A 19,745-nucleotide genomic window follows, 5' to 3' on the forward strand; every position below is an offset into this window, starting at 1 on the left:
TCGCGCCCGATATTCACCAGTTGGCCATGTGACGTCGTCCCGCATACTGGCCGTCAGTGATCAACAGGCCGGACATAGCCGGTCACCAGTAGCCGCAGGGGGACGTTTTGCCCTTCACCCTCAGTCACGCGGCCGCCGTCCTGCCCGCCGTACGCGGGGACGGAAGCGGTCGCGGCCGATTGATTCCCGCCGTTCTCGTGGCGGGTTCCTTCGCTCCCGACATGACCTACTACGCGGCGAGCGTAGTGCCCGGGGCGATGGAGTTCGGCACCTTCACCCACTCGTTCGCCGGGGTGTTCACCGTCGATGTGCTTATCGCATGGATATTGGTGGGCGCCTGGCTGATGCTGCGCGAACCGCTGGTGGCGCTGGTGCCCGCGGCACGACAGGGGCGCACGGCGCGGCTCTTGCGCTGCGGAGCCGCGCGCGAGCCGGTGCGCGCGCCGGTGGTCCTGTGGTGGTACGTCTCCGCGGTGCTCGGCGCGCTGACGCATGTGGTGTGGGACGCGTTCACCCATCACGACCGGTGGGGGGTGCGACTCTTCCCCGTCCTCGGGCGGAACCTCGCGGGCTCGCCGCTCTACTGGTATGTCCAGTACGGCAGTTCGGCGGTGGCGGCCGTCGTGATCGTCGCCTTCGTGGTGCTCGCCCTGCGCCGCACGCCCTACGGTCCGGCCGTCGGGGTGCCCGTCCTGTCCACCGCCGACCGGTGGCTGGCCGCCGCGGTGATCGGCGGCCTCGCCCTGGCCGCAGCGGTGCAGCGGGCGGTGCGCTGGTGGGCGTACTGGGGATCCATCGCGAAGCCGTGGGAACTCATTCCGTCGCTGTGCTTCGGCGGGGGCGCGGGCCTGGTCCTCGGCCTCGGCCTGTATGTCACGGCGGTCAGGCTGTGGCGTCCCGCTCCGGCTCGTCCAGGCCCGGCTCGTCCCGGCCCGGCGGCGGCCCGTACGGAGCCGAGCCGCCCGGCGCCTCGCTGACCGCGGTACCGGTGGCAAGGCTCCGGAGCAGGCAGCGTCCGTGGCCGAGGCCCCGGTGCACCGCTCGGGCGACTCGTTCGACGACGCGGGCGGCGTACGGCATCGTCGGATGGTCGTACGACAGGACGATGACGCGGTAGCTGCGGGCGGGGCCGGTGAAGGCGCCGATCCAGTGGACGCGCCCGCCGTTCGCGGCCCGGGGCAGCCGGCCGGTCGAGATGTGCGCCTTCACACCGCGCGGCGGGGCGGAGGGCACGGGCCGCCGCCGGTCGCCGCGGACCCCGGTGAGCAGCCGCAGGCCGTGCGCACGGGTCCTCAGGAACGCGTGGGCGCCGGTGAGCACCGCCGGCAGCCGCATCCGGTCGCCGGCCGTGGTGCGGGTCGGGCGGCCTGTCCTGTTGTCGCGCACCGCCATCAGGCCGGTGCCGCCGCGTGCCGAGAGCGCCGCCTCCAGGTCGTGGGACATCCGGGCCGCGAGGTCCTCGTCGGGGGAGGAACGGCAGGGCTCGGGCAGCTGGGCGGTGCCCGCTTCGGCGGCGACGGCGGGTATCGGCGCGAGCAGCACCGGGACGACGGCTGCGGTCACCGTCACGGTCGCGACCACGACGGTCGTGGCCATGACCGTACGGCAGTGGAGCGTGCGTATACCCATGCCCGCATCCTTACGGCACCTTCCGGCCCCCGGCGCTCTGTGAGAGCCACGCGAGTGACAGCCCTCCGGGCATGGGTGGACCCCGCCGAATCCGCGGAATCCGCGGGGAACAGCGGGGGGCAACGGGCCCGCGAAGCCCGCAGGAAGCGCGGGGCGCAGATCCGACGCGCCCGAAGACGTCAAGCGTGCGGCCAGAGTCACCCCGGAGTCGCTCGGCGCCGTCCGGCATGGCCCCGGCGGGTGCCCGAAGTCGCCCGTCATGCGGCCGACGCGCGCCGGAGTCACCCAGATACGGCCGGGCTGGGCCCGAAGTCGCCCGGCAACAGCCGGAGTCGTCCGGCGTACGGGCCCGCCGCGGCCGGAGTCACCTGCACACGGCCGGCGTGGGCCCGGAGTCGCCCGGTGCGCGGGCGTCGTCCGGCACGCGCCCGCAGTCCTCCGGTGTGCGGGCCCGGTACCTCGTGGTGCTGGGCCCGCGTTCCTCGGCCGAAAGCGGCCCCGGTGCTAGTGCGCCGCCGACTCCCAGTCCGGGCCCGAGCCGACGGAGACGTCCAGCGGGACCTGGAGCTGGACGGCGGACGTCATCTCGTGGCGCAGCAGTTCCTCGGTCCTGGCGTGCTCGCCCGGGGCGATCTCCAGGACGATTTCGTCATGGACCTGGAGAAGCATGCGGGAGCTGAGGTTCGCCTCGCGCAGCGCCCGGTCCACGTTGAGCATCGCGATCTTGACGATGTCGGCGGCCGTGCCCTGGATGGGCGCGTTGAGGGCCATGCGCTCGGCCGCCTCGCGGCGCTGCCGGTTGTCGCTGTTGAGGTCCGGCAGATAGCGGCGGCGTCCGAAGAGCGTCGCGGTGTAGCCCGTGGCCCGGGCCTCGTCGACCGCCCGGCGCAGATAGTCCCGCACCCCGCCGAAGCGCTCGAAATACGTGTCCATCAGCGCACGGGCCTCGCCCGCCTCGATGTTCAGCTGCTGGGAGAGACCGAACGCCGACAGCCCGTAGGCGAGGCCGTACGACATCGCCTTGATCTTGCGGCGCATCTCGGCGTCGACCGCGGACCGCTCCACGGAGAACACCTGGGAGGCGACGGTGGTGTGCAGGTCCTCGCCGGAGGTGAACGCCTCCAACAGGCCCTCGTCCTCGGACAGATGGGCCATCACCCGCAGCTCGATCTGGCTGTAGTCCGCGGTCATGAGGGACTCGAAGCCCTCACCGACCACGAAGCCACGGCGGATCGCGCGTCCCTCGTCGGTACGGACCGGGATGTTCTGCAGGTTCGGATCGGTCGACGACAGCCGGCCCGTCGCCGCCACCGTCTGGTTGTAAGTGGTGTGGATACGGCCGTCCGCGGCGATCGACTTGATCAGGCCCTCGACCGTGACGCGCAGCTTCGCCTGCTCACGGTGGCGGAGCATGATCACGGGCAGTTCGTTCTCGGTCTGCGCCGCCAGCCAGGCCAAGGCGTCCGCGTCCGTCGTGTAGCCCGTCTTGGTCTTCTTCGTCTTCGGCAGGGCAAGCTCACCGAAGAGGACTTCCTGGAGCTGCTTGGGCGAGCCGAGGTTGAACTCGTGCCCGGCGGCCGCGTGCGCCTCCTTCACGGCCTGCTGCACAGCCCCGGCGAACATCTGCTCCATGGCCTCCAGATGCGCCCGCTCCGCCGCGATGCCGTGCCGCTCCAGGCGGGCCAGCAGACTGGACGTGGGCAGCTCCATGTCGCGCAGCAGATCCGCCGCGCCGACCTCCTGGAGCTTCTCCCCGAACGCCTCGCCCAGGTCGAGGATCGTGCGGGCCTGCGCCATCAGCGCGTCGGCCTCGGCCTGCTCGTCCGTACCGAAGGCGAGCTGGCCGTCGGCCGCGGCGGCGGGTCCGAGCTCCCGGCCGAGGTACTCCAGCGAGAGCGCGTCCAGCGCGAAGGAGCGGCGGCCCGGCTTGACCAGGTAGGCGGCGAGCGCGGTGTCCATGCTCACACCCTCGATGGTCCAGCCGTGCTCGGCGAAGACCCGCATCGCACCCTTGGCGTTGTGCATGACCTTGGGCTTCCCGGGGTCGGCGAGCCACGCGGCGAACGCGTTCTCGTCGGACTCGTCCAGCTGGGACGGGTCGAACCAGCCGGCCGCCCCCGCACCGGCCGCGAGCGCCACCTCGGCGACGGACCCCGTGCCCAGCGCCCACGAGTCGACCGTGGACATGCCCAGAACCGCCGTGCCGTGCTCGGCGAGCCACGGCTTCAGCTCGCCCGCGCCCAGCACCACGCCGTCGATCTCGACGCCCTCGACGACGGGCCGCGCCTCCTCGGCCTCCCCCGCCCCCGGATCCACGGCCAGAAGCCGCTCCCGCAGCGAGGGGTTACGGATCTCCAGAGTGTCCAGGACCATCGCGAGGGCCGTACGGTCGTACGCGGCGCGCTCCAGGTCGGCCACCGTCCGGGGCAGCTCGACGTCCTTGACCATCTCCGTGAGACGGCGGTTGAGCTTCACCGCCTCCAGGTGGTCGCGCAGGTTCTGCCCGGCCTTGCCCTTGACCTCGTCGACCCGCTCGACCAGCTCCGCGAACGAACCGAACTGGTTGATCCACTTCGCGGCCGTCTTCTCGCCGACACCGGGAATGCCCGGCAGGTTGTCCGACGGGTCACCGCGCAGCGCCGCGAAATCGGGGTACTGCGCCGGCGTCAGCCCGTACTTCTCGAAGACTTTCTCCGGAGTGAACCGGGTCAGCTCGGAGACACCCTTCGTCGGGTACAGCACCGTCGTGTGCTCGGACACCAGCTGGAAGGAGTCACGGTCGCCCGTGACGATCAGCACCTCGAAGCCCTCGGCCTCGGCCTGTGTGGCGAGCGTCGCGATGATGTCGTCGGCCTCGAAACCGTCCACCGCGAACCGCTGCGCGTGCATCGCGTCCAGCACCTCGCCGATCAGCTCGACCTGCCCCTTGAACTCGTCCGGGGTCTTCGACCTGTTCGCCTTGTACTCGGTGAACTCCTCGGAACGCCACGTCTTGCGCGAGACGTCGAACGCCACCGCGAAATGCGTGGGCGACTCGTCACGCAGCGTGTTCGCCAGCATCGACGCGAAACCATAGATGGCGTTCGTCGGCTGACCCGTCGCGGTGGTGAAGTTCTCCGCGGGCAGCGCGAAGAACGCGCGGTAGGCCAACGAGTGCCCGTCCATGAGCATCAGGCGCGGGCGACCCGTACCTGCGGTCTTCTCGGTCTTCTTCGATGCTGTGTCTGCCACGCCCCCGATCCTGCCACGGCCCACTGACATCGAGAGCCGTCCCGGCCCGCCAGGCACCTCCCCCGCCCGGATTCCCACAACCCGCGACCGTCGCGGTCGGCCACGCGTGCGAGGATCCAAGCGGTCCAAACACACGCACACCGACGTGCGCACGCGAAGGGGTTCAGCGATGGCCAGCAAGCCGCCGAAAAGCGATCCGGTCCAGGACGCGCCGCAGGTAGCCGAACCCAAGCGCGCGGCGGCCGGGCTCCCGGCCATCGGACACACCCTGCGCATCGCCCAGCGTCAGATGGGCGTGCGCCGCACCGCGCTCACCCTCCTGCGTGTCAACCAGAAGGACGGCTTCGACTGCCCGGGCTGCGCCTGGCCCGAACCGGAGCACCGGCACGCCGCGGAGTTCTGCGAGAACGGCGCCAAGGCGGTCGCCGAGGAGGCCACCCTGCGACGGGTGACCCCGGACTTCTTCGCCGCGCACTCCGTCTCCGACCTCGCCGGCCGCAGCGGCTACTGGCTCGGCCAGCAGGGCCGCCTCACCCACCCCATGTACCTCCCCGAGGGCGCCGACCACTACGAGCCCATCGCCTGGGAGCGCGCCTTCGACATCGTCGCCGAGGAGCTCGCCGCGCTCGGCTCCCCCGACGAGGCCCTCTTCTACACCTCGGGCCGCACCAGCAACGAGGCCGCGTTCCTCTACCAGCTCTTCGCCCGCGAGCTCGGCACGAACAACCTGCCGGACTGCTCGAACATGTGCCACGAGTCGTCGGGCTCCGCCCTCTCCGAGACCATCGGCATCGGCAAGGGCAGCGTCCTGCTCGACGACCTCTACCAGGCGGACCTGATCATCGTCGCCGGGCAGAACCCCGGCACGAACCACCCCCGCATGCTCTCCGCCCTGGAGAAGGCCAAGGCCAACGGTGCGAAGATCATCACCGTCAACCCGCTGCCCGAAGCGGGCATGGAACGCTTCAAGAACCCGCAGACCCCCCAGGGCATGGTCAAGGGCGCCGCGCTCACCGACCTCTTCCTGCAGATCCGCCTCGGCGGCGACCAGGCACTCTTCCGCCTCCTGAACAAGCTGATCCTCGCCACCGAAGGCGCCGTCGACGAAGCCTTCATCGCCGAACACACCCACGGATTCGAGGAGTTCGCCCGGGCCGCGAGCTCCGCCGACTGGGACGAGACCCTCACCGCGACCGGCCTCACCCGCGACAAGATCGACGAGGCCCTGAACATGATCCTCGCCTCCCAGCGCACCATCGTGTGCTGGGCGATGGGCCTCACCCAGCACAAGCACTCCGTCCCCACGATCCGCGAAGTCGTCAACTTCCTGCTGCTGCGCGGCAACATCGGCCGCACCGGTGCGGGCGTCTGCCCGGTCCGCGGCCACTCGAACGTCCAGGGCGACCGCACCATGGGCATCTTCGAGCGCCCCGCCCCCGCCTTCCTCGACGCCCTGGAGAAGGAGTTCGGCTTCAAGCCGCCCCGCGAACACGGCTACGACGTCGTACGGGCCATCCGCGCACTGCGCGACGGCGACGCGAAGGTCTTCTTCGCCATGGGCGGCAACTTCGTCTCCGCCTCCCCCGACACCGAGGTCACCGAGGCGGCCATGCGGCGCGCCCGGCTCACCGTGCACGTCTCCACCAAGCTGAACCGCTCGCACGCCGTCACGGGCGCGCGTGCCCTCATCCTGCCCACCCTGGGACGCACCGAGCGCGACCTCCAGGGCAGCGGCGAACAGTTCGTGACCGTCGAGGACTCCATGGGCATGGTGCACGCCTCACGGGGCCGCCTGGATCCCGCGAGCCCCCACCTGCTGTCCGAGCCCGCCATCGTGGCCCGCCTCGCCCGCAGGGCCCTCGGCGAGCGCAGCACCACACCCTGGGAGGAGTTCGAGAAGGACTACGCGAGCATCCGCGACCGCATCGCCCGCGTGATCCCCGGCTTCCAGGACTTCAACGCGCGCGTGGCCGACCCGGCCGGTTTCACCCTCCCGCACGCCCCCCGCGACGAGCGCCGCTTCCCCACGGCCACCGGCAAGGCCAACTTCACCGCCGCACCCGTCGAGTACCCCGAGCTTCCCGCGGGCCGCCTGCTGCTGCAGACCCTGCGCTCGCACGACCAGTACAACACCACCATCTACGGACTCGACGACCGATACCGGGGCATCAGGAACGGCCGCCGGGTCGTCCTCGTCAACCCCGAGGACGCCCGCGCACTGAACGTCGCGGACGGCTCGTACGTCGACCTGGTCGGCGAATGGAAGGACGGCGTGGAACGGCGCGCCCCCGGCTTCCGCGTCGTGCACTACCCCACCGCCCGGGGCTGCGCGGCCGCCTACTACCCGGAGACCAACGTCCTGGTCCCCCTCGACGCCACCGCCGACACCAGCAACACCCCTGCCAGCAAGTCCGTGGTAGTCCGTCTGGAACAATCGACTGCCGACTGAGCGTTCGCTCAGCGAGGCGAAACCACGACGAAGTGGTCCACGACGAACGGAGCCGGGCCCCATGGGCGAACAGCACATCCCGAAGTTCCCGCAAGGGGTCATCGACGAGTACGCCGCACTGGGCGTCGACCTGCCCGCGCTCTTCTCCGCGGGCCACCTCGGCAACCGTATGGGTGTCCAGATCGTCGAGGCCTCCTCGGACCGCGTGGTGGGCACCATGCCGGTGGAGGGCAACACCCAGCCCTACGGCCTGCTGCACGGAGGAGCCTCCGCCGTCCTCGCCGAGACCATCGGCTCGGTCGGCGCCATGCTCCACGGAGGCATCACCAAGATCGCCGTCGGCGTCGACCTGAACTGCACCCACCACCGCGGCGTCCGCTCCGGCCTCGTCACCGGTGTGGCCACACCCGTCCACCGCGGACGCACCTCGGCGACGTACGAGATCGTCATCACCGACGAGGACGGCAAGCGCGTCTGCAGCGCCCGGCTCACCTGCATCCTCAAGGACGCACCCCAGAGCTGACGCCGCCCGCCGGGACCGCGCGCTCCCTCCGGGGCCTTCCGGAGCCCTCAGGAGGCTCCCCAGGGCCCCCGGGAGCCCTCCCCGGTCGACGAGAACGCCGTAGGGCCCGCCCGGGAGCATCCGTCACCCGGGCGAGCCCTACGGATGTCCCGCCCCGGAGGATCCGGCCCGGGGGGGGCGGCCGCGGGACGTCCCACTTCGGGAGGACCGAGAGCCGACCTCGGGAGGGCCCACCCCGGGCAGCTCGGCCCCGGAAGGTTCGACCTCGGGTTGCCCCACGCCGGGAGGGCCGACCCCAGGAACGCCCACCCCAGGGGGCCGTCCCCGGGACTACGAACCCGGGACTACGGACCCGGGACACCCACCCCGGGAGGGCCCACGCCCGGAGACCGACCCCGGAAGATCCGGCCCCGGGACAGCCCGCCACGCCCACCACGTGAAGGCCGCCCCCGGGACACCTGGCCGGGCACCCAACTCACCGCCCCGCACCACCCCTTGGCGGAGCCGCGCCCTCCGGCCCAGCATGAGACATGACCGGCATCGGGCCCGTCGAGCCCTACCACCCCGACGAAGCCGACGGCCCCCACCAGGACGCACCCACCGAACTCCTGAGATCCGGCCCTCCGCAGTTCGGCACCCGCTGGGCCGCGCTCCCGCTCCCGCGCCGGCGGCTCATCCAGGCCGTAGTCGTCATCGCGACCGCAACCGGCACCCTCTTCGCCCTGCACCCCGCGCCGCACACCCGAGCCGACCCGAACCCGTACCCGTACCCATGGCCCGCCAGTGTCACCACCCTCCACTACAAGGGCCGTGGCACCACACCCACTTCGTTCCGCTTCGAGGTCGAAGTCACCCGCGGCGCCCCCGTCACCGTCCGCCAAGTAGGCGCCGGACTGCCCGACTTGAGTGCCACCACCGCACCCCGGCTGCCACTGACAGTGAAGGCCGGAAATCCCCGCCTGATCACCGTGCGCATCTCCGTATACGACTGCGCCTCCCTGCCGCCCGCCATCGTTCTGCCCCACCTCGACCTGCTCATCAGCAACGAGACAGCACAGCAACAGCAAAGCTTTCTCTTCGGCGGCACCTACCCGCACGACCTGTGGACCGGCCTGCGCGCCGTCTGCTTCCCCAACAGGCCCTACCCCACACCCACTTCACCCGGCCAGAACACCCACGACCGCCTCACACGGCAGTAACAGTCGGTTACCTCTGCTGTAACGAAGCAATCCCCGAGCCGCGAGGCACACCGCACCACGCCCCCCGCGGCACCCCGACCCGCCACCGCACGACCGGCTTCCGCTCTCCGCCACGAACCCGGATCAGGGCGTTCTCACCATGCGAACACACAACCGCCTCCCACCAGCACACCGAAATGCTCCGAACGTCCGCCCCACGCCCGCGAGGCACCCCCCGCATAACAAGAGCGTCACAGCCTTCCCCACGCTCCTCCACACTCCCCCTACCTGCGCTTATAGTCACGGCCAGTCACCGCGCCGCCGGGCGCGTCACTGCACGGCCCTGCTTCAACCAGTACGGCCCGGCGAGACACACGGCCCCCACCCTGGGGTGCCGCGCCAGGGAGAGGATTCAACGTGCGACAGCGTTCTATGGTCATACTCACCGCCGTGCTCACTACGGGAGCACTCACGCTGACCGCCTGCGGCTCGCGCGACAACAGCGGCGACAGCAAGGGCGACAAGAAGACCGAGATCATCATCGGCGTGGACGCGCCGCTGACCGGTCAGAACTCCGCCACGGGCCTCGGCATCCAGGGCGGCGTCCAGATCGCCGTCGACGACGCCAACAAGAACAACACCGTGCCCGGCGTGACGTTCAAGGTCCAGGCGCTCGACGACAAGGCCATCCCGGCCTCCGGTCAGCAGAACGCCACCCAGCTCGTCCAGAACGACAAGGTTCTCGGCGTGGTCGGCCCGCTGAACTCCGGCGTCGCCACCCAGATGCAGCAGGTCTTCGACACCGCCAACCTGGTCGAGATCTCCCCGTCCAACACCGCCCCCGAGCTCACCCAGGGCAAGAACTGGCAGACCGCCAAGTCCCGCCCGTTCAAGACGTACTTCCGCACCGCCACCACCGACGCCCTCCAGGGCGGCTTCGCGGCCGACTACGCGTACAACACCCTGAAGAAGCGCAAGGTGTTCGTGGTCGACGACAAGCAGACCTACGGCGCCGGCCTGGCCAAGCTCTTCAAGGCCGGCTTCACCAAGTCCGGCGGCAAGGTCGCGGGCGAGGACCACGTCAACACCGGCGACACGGACTTCTCGGCCCTCGTCACCAAGATCAAGAACGCCAAGGCCGACATCGTCTACTACGGCGGCCAGTACGACGAGTCCGAGAAGCTCACCAAGCAGCTCAAGGACGGCGGAGTCAAGATCCCGCTGTTCGGCGGTGACGGCATGTTCACCCCGACCTACATCGAGACCGCCGGCAAGACCTCCGAGGGCGACCTCGTCACCTCGGTCGGCCAGCCCGTCGACTCCCTGGCGTCCGCCGCCGACTTCATCAAGAAGTACAAGGCCTCCGGCCTCAAGGGCGACTACGGCACGTACGGTGGCTACTCCTACGACGCCGCCACGGCCATCATCAAGGCCATCGGCGCTGTCGTGAAGGACGGCAAGATCCCGGACGGCGCCCGCGCCAAGATCGTCTCCGAGGTCCAGAAGACCAAGTTCGACGGCATCGCCGGCCCCGTCTCCTTCGACGAGTTCGGTGACACCACCAACAAGCAGCTCACCGTCTACCAGGTCGTCGACGGTAAGTGGAAGGCCGTCAAGAGCGGTACGTTCAACGGCTGATCCGCACCACCCGGGCCACTCCGGCGGATCGGTCCGACTCCAGGCCACGGTGCCCGAAACGGCACCGTGAGCCCGGTCCGATCCACCGGACAGGCCCTCAGCACAACCTCAGGGCCGCGCGGCCACGACCACACGTCACCGCGCGGCCCGCTTCATACGCCCTGCTCAACTCTCCCCACCACATGGAGGCCATGCGGTGAACACCCTGCCGCAGCAGCTGGCCAACGGGCTGTTCCTCGGCTCGATGTACGGGCTGATCGCCATCGGCTACACGATGGTGTACGGCATCGTCCAGCTCATCAACTTCGCCCACGGCGAGATCTTCATGACCGGCGGCTTCGGCGCACTCTCGGTCTACCTCTACGTTCTGCCAAATGGCACATCCATGTGGATAGCCCTCCCAGCGATGCTGATAGGCGGCGGAATCGTCTCCGTCCTCATCGCCGTCGGGGCCGAACGCTTCGCCTACCGACCACTGCGCGGAGCACCACGCCTCGCCCCCCTCATCACCGCCATCGGTCTGTCCCTGGCCCTCCAGCAGATCGTCTTCAACACGTACCCGAACGCCAAGACCGACCTGAAGTTCCCCCAACTTCCCTTCGGCCCCTGGCACATCGGCTCCGTCAGCATCCAGAGCGGCTCCGTCTTCGTCATCGTCGCCGCCCCGCTGTGCATGGCCGCCCTCGCGCTGTTCGTAAGCCTCTCCCGCACCGGCCGCGCCATGCAGGCCACCGCGCAGGACCCTGACACCGCGCAGCTCATGGGCATCGACACCAACCGCATCATCGTCATCGCCTTCGCCATCGGCGGCTTCTTCGCCGCCGTCGCAGCCGTCGCCTACGGCCTGCGCTACGGCACGGTGAAGTACGACATGGGCTTCCAGATGGGCCTCAAAGCCTTCACCGCCGCCGTCCTCGGCGGCATCGGCAACATCTACGGCGCCATGGTCGGCGGCCTCGTCCTCGGCCTCGCCGAGACCATGGCCACCAGCTACATCGACGGCATCCCGGGCATGCAGCAGCTCGGCGGCGGCGGCTGGTCCTCCGTCTGGGCCTTCGTACTCCTCATCCTCGTACTGCTGTTCAGGCCACAAGGCCTAGTCGGCGAACGCGTCGCGGACAGGGCGTGAGCACCATGGCAACCACCGAGACCACCACCCCCGAGCGCGGCCTGATCGCACTCCCCGAGAGCGCCGCCCGCGTCCTCATCGCCATCGGCGCCGTCGCCACCATCGCCAGCACCTTCATGTCCTGGACCTACACGTCCGACTTCCCCGGGGACCTCACCTACTACGGCTCCCCGGCCGGACTCCAGGTCCTCGACATCGTCGCCGGCGTCCTCACCCTCCTCTTCGCCCTGACCCTCTGGAACGTCCGCGGCCTCGGCTGGCTCAACCCGGCGGGCGCCACCCAGCCCGTCGTCCTCGCCGCCGCCTCCGCGTTCGCCGTCAGCTGGTTCAGCGCGATCGCCATCGCCGTCGACCTCAAGGGCCTCGTCGCACTCGACCCCGGCGCCTACATCGCCGCCGTCGGCTCCCTGATCGCCCTCCTCGGCACCCTGGCACTCCCCAAGCCCGGTGACACCTTCAAGGACTACGTCACCAAGCCCGAACTCATCCCGCCGGCCGCCAAACTGCCCGGCTGGGGCGAACGCCTCGTCATCACCGCCGCCACCGCCGTCGCACTGATCGTCTTCAACTACGGCATCGGCGTCGACCCCGACGCAAGCGAAACGTTCCTGGGCTACCTGCTCCTCGTCGTCTTCGGCACCTGGGCCCTGCACAGCGCCGGACTCTTCGACCGCTTCGCCCAGCTGAACGCCCGCCACAAGGGATTCGCCACCACCATGGCCTTCCTGGCCGCGGCGATCTTCCCCTTCGTCGCGAACAACGAGCACAACTCCAACCTCGGTGTGAACATCCTCGTCGTCGGCACCGTCGCCCTCGGCCTCAACATCGTCGTCGGCCTCACCGGACTCCTCGACCTCGGATACGTCGCCTTCCTCGGCGTCGGCGCCTACGCCGCGGCCCTCGTCTCCGGCTCCGAGTTCTCCCGCTTCTCCGGCGTCCAGTTCCCCTTCTGGGCCGCCATGCTCACCGGCATGGCCGCATCGCTCGTCTTCGGCGTCCTCATCGGCGCCCCCACCCTGCGACTGCGCGGCGACTACCTCGCCATCGTGACCCTGGGCTTCGGAGAGATCTTCCGCATCGCCGTCAACAACATGGACGGCACCTCCGGCCCCAACCTCACCAACGGCCCCAACGGCATCTCCATGATCCCGGACCTCAACATCCTCGGGTTCAACTTCGGCGCCGAGCACAACATCCTCGGCTTCGCCCTCGGCCGCTTCGCGAACTACTTCCTGCTGATGCTGCTCATCACCGGACTCGTCGTCGTCGTGTTCAACCGCGCCGCCGACTCCCGGATCGGCCGCTCCTGGATCGCCATCCGCGAGGACGAGACCGCCGCCACCGCCATGGGCATCAACGGCTTCCGCGTCAAGCTCATCGCCTTCGCCCTCGGCGCCTCCCTCGCCGGCCTCGCCGGCACGGTCAGCGCCCACGTCGGCTACAGCGTCAACCCGGCCCCGTACCAGTTCGCCGGCTCCGTCCCCCCGAACTCCGCCTTCCTCCTCGCGGCGGTCGTTCTCGGCGGCATGGGCACCGTCAACGGACCCATCCTCGGCGCCACCCTGCTCTACCTCCTCCCCGAGAAGCTCAGCTTCCTCAAGGAGTACCAGCTCCTCGCCTTCGGCATCGCGCTCGTCGTCCTCATGCGCTTCCGCCCCGAAGGCATCATCGCCAACCGTCGCCGCCAGCTCGAATTCCACGAGAGCGACGAAACCGTCCACATCCCCGAACAAGGCCTGCCCGACTCCACCGTCGGCGTCACCAAGGCAGGGGCGTAACCAACATGACCACCACCACAGCCCCCAGCCCCGTCCTCGAAGCCACCGGCGTCACCATGCGCTTCGGCGGCCTCACCGCCGTACGCAACGTCGACCTCACCGTCAACAGCGGCGAGATCGTCGGCCTCATCGGCCCCAACGGCGCGGGCAAGACCACCTTCTTCAACTGCCTCACCGGTCTGTACGTCCCCACCGAGGGCAAGGTCGCCTACAAGGGAACGGTGCTGCCCCCGAAGCCGCACCTCGTCACCAGCGCCGGCATCGCCCGCACCTTCCAGAACATCCGGCTCTTCGCCAACATGACCGTCCTGGAAAACGTGCTCGTCGGACGCCACACCCGCACCAAGGAAGGCCTCTGGTCCGCCCTCCTCCGCGGCCCCGGCTTCCGCAAGGCCGAAGCCACCTCCCGCGAACGCGCCATGGAACTGCTGGAGTTCATCGGCCTCGACCACAAGGCCGACCACCTCTCCCGCAACCTCCCCTACGGCGAGCAGCGCAAGCTCGAGATCGCCCGCGCCATGGCCAGCGAGCCCGGCCTGCTCCTCCTGGACGAGCCCACCGCGGGCATGAACCCCCAGGAGACCCGCGCGACCGAAGACCTCGTCTTCGCCATCCGCGACCGCGGCATCGCCGTCCTCGTCATCGAGCACGACATGCGCTTCATCTTCAACCTGTCCGACCGCGTGGCCTGCCTCGTCCAGGGCGAAAAGCTCGTCGAGGGAACGTCCGAGGTCGTCCAGGGCGACGAGCGCGTCATCGCCGCCTACCTCGGCACGCCCTTCGAGGGCGCCCCCGGCCAGGAAGAACTCGCCGAGGTCGAAGCCGCGGAAGCGGCCGGAGCGGCGACAGCCACCGAGGCCGACGAAGCCGTCGAGGCCCCGGCAGCGACCGACGCCGAGGACGCGGCGGAAGCCACCGCGACCGAGGAAGCGGAAGCCGAAGCCGGAGAGACCGCGGAGGCCGAAGCGGCCGCCGAGCCTGAGGATGCCTCAGAGGCCACCGAAGCCCCCGTGGCCGACGAAGCCGAGGAAGCCGCCGAGGCCGAAGGAACGTCCGACGCCCCCGAAGCGTCCGACGACTCCGACGCGCAGAGCAGCACCAGCAAGGAAGGAACCGCCCAGTGACCGCACTGCTCGAGGTCGAAGACCTCAAGGTCGCCTACGGCAAGATCGAAGCCGTCAAGGGCATCTCCTTCACCGTCGAAGCCGGCCAGATCGTCACCCTCATCGGCACCAACGGCGCCGGCAAGACGACGACCCTGCGCACCCTCTCCGGGCTCCTCAAGCCCAGCGGAGGCCGCATCCTCTTCGACGGCCAGCCCCTCGCCAACGTACCCGCCCACAAGATCGTCGCCCTCGGACTCGCTCACTCCCCCGAGGGACGCCACATCTTCCCCCGCCTCAGCATCGCGGAGAACCTCCAGCTCGGAGCGTTCCTCCGCAGCGACAAGGCGGGCATCGAGAAGGACATCCAGCGCGCCTACGACCTCTTCCCCATCCTGGGAGAGCGCCGCAAGCAGGCCGCAGGCACCCTCTCGGGCGGCGAACAGCAGATGCTCGCCATGGGACGCGCCCTGATGTCCCAGCCCAAACTGCTCATGCTCGACGAGCCCTCCATGGGCCTCTCGCCGATCATGATGCAGAAGATCCTCGCGACCATCGCCGAACTCAAGGCGGCCGGTACGACGATCCTCCTCGTCGAGCAGAACGCCCAGGCGGCGCTCTCCCTCGCCGACCAGGCCCACGTCATGGAGGTCGGCAACATCGTCCTCTCCGGCACCGGCCAGGACCTGCTCCACGACGAGTCCGTCCGCAAGGCGTACCTCGGCGAGGACTGATCCCCCGCGACACCTCCGGTCGCACGAAGAGGCCCGCACCTCCGTCAGGGGTGCGGGCCTCTTCCGTCCGCTCTCATCCGCGAACACGACGCGGATGCGAGCTCCTCAACACTCTCTCCGACAGGGCGCGGAACTAGCCCTTCGACGCCTTCTTCTCCTCGGCGTCCTCGATGACCGCCTCGGCGACCTGCTGCATCGACATACGACGGTCCATCGACGTCTTCTGGATCCACCGGAACGCCGCCGGCTCCGTCAGGCCGTACTCCGTCTGCAGAACCGACTTCGCGCGGTCCACCAGCTTCCGCGTCTCCAGACGCAGCGTGAGGTCCGCGATCTCCTGCTCCAGCGCCTTCAGCTCCGCGAACCGGGACACGGCCATCTCGATCGCCGGCACCACGTCGCTCTTGCTGAACGGCTTCACCAGGTACGCCATCGCGCCCGCGTCACGGGCACGCTCGACGAGGTCGCGCTGCGAGAACGCGGTGAGCATCAGGACCGGGGCGATGGACTCCTCGGCGATCTTCTCGGCCGCGGAGATGCCGTCCAGCTTCGGCATCTTCACGTCGAGGATCACGAGGTCCGGCTTGTGCTCCCGGGCCAGCTCGATGGCCTGCTCGCCGTCACCCGCCTCACCTACGACGGTGTAGCCCTCTTCCTCGAGCATCTCTTTGAGGTCGAGACGGATCAGCGCCTCGTCCTCGGCGATGACGACACGGGTCGTCAGCGGAGGCACGTGCGACTTGTCGTCGTCGGGCGCGTCTACGGGCTGGGGCGACTCGGGGGCGGTCACGGGGGCTCCTCGTTCAGGCCGGGTACTGCTCCCAAGAGCCTACCTAGCTGCGGTATGGTGGTCGGGCAGCGGGTCGGGGTTAACCTTCGATTCAGCGGGCCCCGGTAGCCCAATTGGCAGCAGGCAATGGATTCAAAACCCATACAGTGTCGGTTCGAGTCCGACCCGGGGCACTTTTCCTTGGATTCCAAGGTCTCCACCCAGAAGCGGATGTTCCCATTCTAGTGAACATCCGCTTTTTGCTGCGTGTCGCAAGTTCCCCGTGCACACAGTGGCCATATGTACGACACGGGTACACGTAAGCGGACTCTTGCCCTGGTGAACCAGGGGCGCAGCCTGAACTCAGTGAGCAAAGAAACCGGGATCTCCCGAGCCGCGATCCGTTCATGGCAGATACGCATCGAGCCCCTCGACGGCAACCGCTCGAAGCCCTGTCCAAGGTGCCGCGCTATCCCAGGGGAGCCTGACGAGCCCGCCGCGTACGCCTATTTGCTGGGTCTCTATCTCGGCGACGGCTGCGTCAGCCTCCTGAGAAGGGGCGTCCACTTTCTTCGCATCGCGTGCGCCGACGCCTGGCCGGGTCTGATCGATACCTGCGCGGCAGCGATGCAGCTGATTCGCCCCGACAACAAGGTGTTCCGCGTCCCAAGCGCGGGCTGCCAGTACGTCACCTGCTGCAGCAAGCACTGGCCCTGCCTGTTTCCCCAACATGGCCCCGGCAAGAAGCACGACCGCAAGATCGCTCTCGAACCCTGGCAGCGGCGAATCGTCGATGCCCACCCCTGGGAATTCATCCGAGGGCTCATCCACTCGGACGGCTGCCGTATCACCAACTGGACGACGCGCCTCGTTGCCGGGGAATCGAAGCGCTACGAGTACCCCAGGTACTTCTTCACCAACAAGTCGTCCGACATCATGCGCCTCTTCACCGACACCCTCGACGCGGTCGGCGTCGACTGGAAGCAGCCGAACTGCCGCAACATCTCCATCGCCCGCAAAGCCTCAGTAGCCCTCATGGACACCCACGTCGGCCCCAAATACTGACCGGCGACGGAGAAGGCCCCTCTTCCGGTTACTTGGGGCTGTCGTCCTCGCCGATGTGGTGGACGCGGACCAGGTTGGTGGAGCCGGTGACTCCGGGCGGGGAGCCCGCGGTGATCACGACGATGTCGCCCTTGGCGCAGCGGCCGTATTTGAGGAGGAGTTCGTCGACCTGGTCGACCATGGCGTCGGTGGAGTCGACGTGAGGGCCGAGGAAGGTCTCGACGCCCCAGGTGAGGTTGAGTTGGGAGCGGGTGGCGGGGGTGGGGGTGAAGGCGAGGAGGGGGATCGGGGAGCGGTAGCGGGAGAGCCGGCGGACGGTGTCGCCGGACTGGGTGAAGGCGACGAGGAACTTCGCGCCGAGGAAGTCGCCCATTTCGGCTGCGGCGCGGGCGACGGCGCCGCCCTGGGTGCGGGGTTTGTTGCGTTCGGTGAGGGGCGGGAGGCCCTTGGCGAGGATGTCCTCTTCCGCCGCTTCGACGATGCGGGACATCGTCCGGACGGTCTCCACGGGGTATTTGCCGACGCTGGTCTCGCCGGAGAGCATGACGGCGTCGGTGCCGTCGATGACGGCGTTGGCGACGTCGGAGGCTTCGGCGCGGGTGGGGCGGGAGTTCTCGATCATCGAGTCGAGCATCTGGGTGGCGACGATGACCGGCTTGGCGTTGCGTTTGGCGAGTTTGATGGCGCGCTTCTGGACGATCGGGACCTGCTCCAGAGGCATTTCGACGCCGAGGTCGCCGCGGGCGACCATGATGCCGTCGAAGGCGGCGACGATGTCGTCGATGTTGTCGACGGCCTGGGGTTTTTCGACTTTGGCGATGACGGGGAGGCGGCGGCCTTCTTCGTCCATGATGCGGTGGACGTCCTGGATGTCCTTGCCGCTCCTGACGAAGGAGAGGGCGATGACGTCGAACCCGGTTCGCAGGGCCCAGCGGAGGTCGTCTTCGTCCTTGTCGGAGAGGGCGGGGACGGAGACGGCGACGCCGGGGAGGTTGAGGCCTTTGTGGTCGGAGACCATGCCGCCTTCGATGACGGCGGTGTGGACGCGGGGGCCGTCGACGGAGGTGACTTCGAGGCAGACTTTTCCGTCGTCGACGAGGATGCGTTCACCGGGAGTGACGTCGGCTGCCAGTCCGTCGTAGGTGGTTCCGCAGTGTTCGCGGTCTCCTTCGGCGCCTTCTTCGACGGTGATGGTGAAGGTGTCTCCGCGTTCAAGGAGTACGGGGCCTTCGGTGAAGCGGCCGAGTCGGATCTTCGGGCCTTGAAGGTCGCCGAGGATTCCGACGCTGCGGCCGGTCTCGTCGGAGGCCTTTCGCACGTGTCGGTAGCGCTCCTCGTGGTCGGCGTGGGTGCCGTGGCTGAGGTTGAAGCGGGCTACGTCCATTCCGGCTTCGACCAGGGCTTTGATCTGGTCGTACGAGTCGGTGGCGGGGCCCAAGGTACAGACGATTTTTGCTCGGCGCATGATTCGAGCCTAGGCCTTACCGGTCGGTAGAGAATTCGTCGCGCATGACTACTCAACAACCTTTGCGTGAAGGGTTATTGACAACTGTTGAATTGTGCGCCGGGGTGCTCCGATGAGCAGAATGGTTCCCGGTGCATCCGGTGTATTTATCTGCCGGCATCCGTCCAGTATCCGTCCGGCTGTGCGATGGGTACGCGGCAGAGTCGGTGGGTGACTTTCCGTGATGTTTTCATGAGCGGCTAGAGCCGTGGCGGTGCCATGGTGAAGCGGGCGTTGACCTGGGCGTGGACGTGTTGGCGTTGGGGTTCGAGGTCGAGGGGGGCGGGTTCGTCCTCGAAGGATCCTGCTCCGGGGGTGGCTGCGCGCAGGGAGCGGGTGGCTTGGGGGGTGTAGGCGTTGCGGTGGGTGTCTTCGGCGCCGATGTCGGCGAGTTCGACGAGGGCGGTGAGGGTGGTGTCGAGGGCTTCGGCGTATTCGCGGGCGCGTTGGACGGCTTCGCGGACGGCTTGCCGGCGTGCGGTGCGGTGGGCGGGTGAGGTGGGGCGCAGGGCCCACCAGGGGCCGTCGACGCGGGTGAGGTCGAGGTCGGCGAGGGCGGTGGTGAGTTCGCCGAGTGCGGTGAAGTCGTTGAGTTCGGCGGTGATGTGGACGAGGCCGTGGTGGGTGCGGACGCGTTCTCCGCGGCCGTGTCGGCCGAGTTCGGGGCTGATGGTGAAGGCGCCGGTTTCGAGGTGTTCGACGGCGTCGCCGTAGGTTTTGACGAGGTCGAGGACGAGGGTGTTGCGGCGGGTGAGGTCGGCGAGGGCTTCGCGGCGGTCTTTGCCGCGGGCGGTGACGGAGATGCCGATGCGGGCGATTTCGGGGTCGACTTCGAGGTGGGCTTCGCCTCGGACGGCGATGCGGGGTGTGTCGGGGGTGCCGTAGGGGACGGCGGGTGAGTTCTGCTGGTTGGTGGGGGCGGCGTTGGGGGTCATACGTCCCACTGTGTCACTGGGCGGGTGGTGTGTGATGCCGTCGGGTCATCAGATGGAAACCTCCAGGGGCTTTTGCGGAG

The 19,745-nt window shown here is 69.0% G+C and carries 15 protein-coding genes and 1 tRNA gene; 11 read left to right on the forward strand and 5 right to left on the reverse strand.

Annotation, left to right across the window (positions count from 1 at the left end; genetic code table 11):
• Window positions 1–107 precede the first annotated feature (107 nt).
• On the forward strand, window positions 108–977 hold the full coding sequence (locus ACZ4N5_RS16795; RefSeq protein WP_467757823.1) for a DUF4184 family protein: 870 nt from the start codon (window positions 108–110) through the stop codon (window positions 975–977).
• Here ACZ4N5_RS16795 and ACZ4N5_RS16800 read toward each other — a convergent pair.
• Together ACZ4N5_RS16800 and polA are read right to left on the reverse strand one after the other, a co-directional pair.
• Complete coding sequence (locus ACZ4N5_RS16800) at window positions 883–1,629, reverse strand: hypothetical protein (protein ID WP_467757824.1); 747 nt, start codon at window positions 1,627–1,629, stop codon at window positions 883–885. The genes ACZ4N5_RS16795 and ACZ4N5_RS16800 overlap by 95 nt on opposite strands.
• Before the next feature lie 504 nt (window positions 1,630–2,133).
• Window positions 2,134–4,860: a DNA polymerase I gene (polA, locus tag ACZ4N5_RS16805; protein ID WP_467757825.1), complete on the reverse strand. Its 2,727-nt coding sequence runs from the start codon at window positions 4,858–4,860 to the stop codon at window positions 2,134–2,136.
• A 169-nt stretch (window positions 4,861–5,029) separates the two neighbouring features.
• Here polA and ACZ4N5_RS16810 point away from each other — a divergent pair, with 169 nt between their 5' ends.
• The 8 genes from ACZ4N5_RS16810 (at window position 5,030) to ACZ4N5_RS16845 (ending at window position 15,392) form a co-directional block, all read left to right on the forward strand.
• On the forward strand, window positions 5,030–7,309 hold the full coding sequence (locus ACZ4N5_RS16810) for an FdhF/YdeP family oxidoreductase (RefSeq protein ID WP_467757826.1): 2,280 nt from the start codon (window positions 5,030–5,032) through the stop codon (window positions 7,307–7,309).
• Window positions 7,310–7,370: 61 nt separating this feature from the next.
• Window positions 7,371–7,832 (forward strand): PaaI family thioesterase, encoded by a 462-nt coding sequence (locus ACZ4N5_RS16815; protein ID WP_467757827.1) that lies wholly within the window; start codon window positions 7,371–7,373, stop codon window positions 7,830–7,832.
• Between the two features lie 530 nt (window positions 7,833–8,362).
• On the forward strand, window positions 8,363–9,031 hold the full coding sequence (locus ACZ4N5_RS16820; protein WP_467757828.1) for a hypothetical protein: 669 nt from the start codon (window positions 8,363–8,365) through the stop codon (window positions 9,029–9,031).
• A 411-nt stretch (window positions 9,032–9,442) separates the two neighbouring features.
• Entirely contained in the window at window positions 9,443–10,648 is a 1,206-nt protein-coding gene (locus tag ACZ4N5_RS16825) for a branched-chain amino acid ABC transporter substrate-binding protein (RefSeq protein WP_467757982.1), read from the forward strand.
• A 196-nt stretch (window positions 10,649–10,844) separates the two neighbouring features.
• On the forward strand, window positions 10,845–11,777 hold the full coding sequence (locus tag ACZ4N5_RS16830) for a branched-chain amino acid ABC transporter permease (protein WP_467757829.1): 933 nt from the start codon (window positions 10,845–10,847) through the stop codon (window positions 11,775–11,777).
• A 5-nt stretch (window positions 11,778–11,782) separates the two neighbouring features.
• Window positions 11,783–13,555 (forward strand): branched-chain amino acid ABC transporter permease, encoded by a 1,773-nt coding sequence (locus ACZ4N5_RS16835; RefSeq protein WP_467757983.1) that lies wholly within the window; start codon window positions 11,783–11,785, stop codon window positions 13,553–13,555.
• Window positions 13,556–13,560: 5 nt separating this feature from the next.
• Window positions 13,561–14,679 carry an ABC transporter ATP-binding protein gene (locus ACZ4N5_RS16840; RefSeq protein WP_467757830.1) on the forward strand — a complete coding sequence of 373 codons (1,119 nt, stop codon included), beginning with the start codon at window positions 13,561–13,563 and terminating at the stop codon, window positions 14,677–14,679.
• The gene (locus ACZ4N5_RS16845) at window positions 14,676–15,392 is read left to right on the forward strand and encodes an ABC transporter ATP-binding protein (RefSeq protein ID WP_467757831.1); all 717 of its coding nucleotides are present in this window, start codon (window positions 14,676–14,678) and stop codon (window positions 15,390–15,392) included. Before ACZ4N5_RS16840 ends, ACZ4N5_RS16845 begins: the two co-directional genes overlap by 4 nt.
• A 133-nt stretch (window positions 15,393–15,525) precedes the next feature.
• Here the strand turns inward: ACZ4N5_RS16845 and ACZ4N5_RS16850 are convergent, their stop codons facing one another.
• A complete protein-coding gene (locus ACZ4N5_RS16850; protein WP_351550767.1) occupies window positions 15,526–16,182 on the reverse strand; it encodes an ANTAR domain-containing response regulator in 657 nt (218 codons plus the stop codon).
• 98 nt (window positions 16,183–16,280) lie between these two features.
• Here ACZ4N5_RS16850 and ACZ4N5_RS16855 point away from each other — a divergent pair.
• Window positions 16,281–16,355 (forward strand) — tRNA-Leu (locus ACZ4N5_RS16855).
• 106 nt (window positions 16,356–16,461) lie between these two features.
• Window positions 16,462–17,226 (forward strand): transcriptional regulator, encoded by a 765-nt coding sequence (locus ACZ4N5_RS16860; RefSeq protein ID WP_467757832.1) that lies wholly within the window; start codon window positions 16,462–16,464, stop codon window positions 17,224–17,226.
• Between the two features lie 28 nt (window positions 17,227–17,254).
• On the opposite strand, the gene pyk is transcribed toward ACZ4N5_RS16860, so the two are convergent.
• Window positions 17,255–18,691, reverse strand: coding sequence for a pyruvate kinase (pyk, locus tag ACZ4N5_RS16865; protein WP_467757833.1), 1,437 nt, complete (start codon window positions 18,689–18,691; stop codon window positions 17,255–17,257).
• A gap of 239 nt (window positions 18,692–18,930) precedes the next feature.
• Complete coding sequence (locus ACZ4N5_RS16870) at window positions 18,931–19,665, reverse strand: SIMPL domain-containing protein (protein ID WP_467757834.1); 735 nt, start codon at window positions 19,663–19,665, stop codon at window positions 18,931–18,933.
• Window positions 19,666–19,745: the final 80 nt, after the last annotated feature.

Source organism: Streptomyces sp. NPDC026500, from assembly GCF_055567635.1.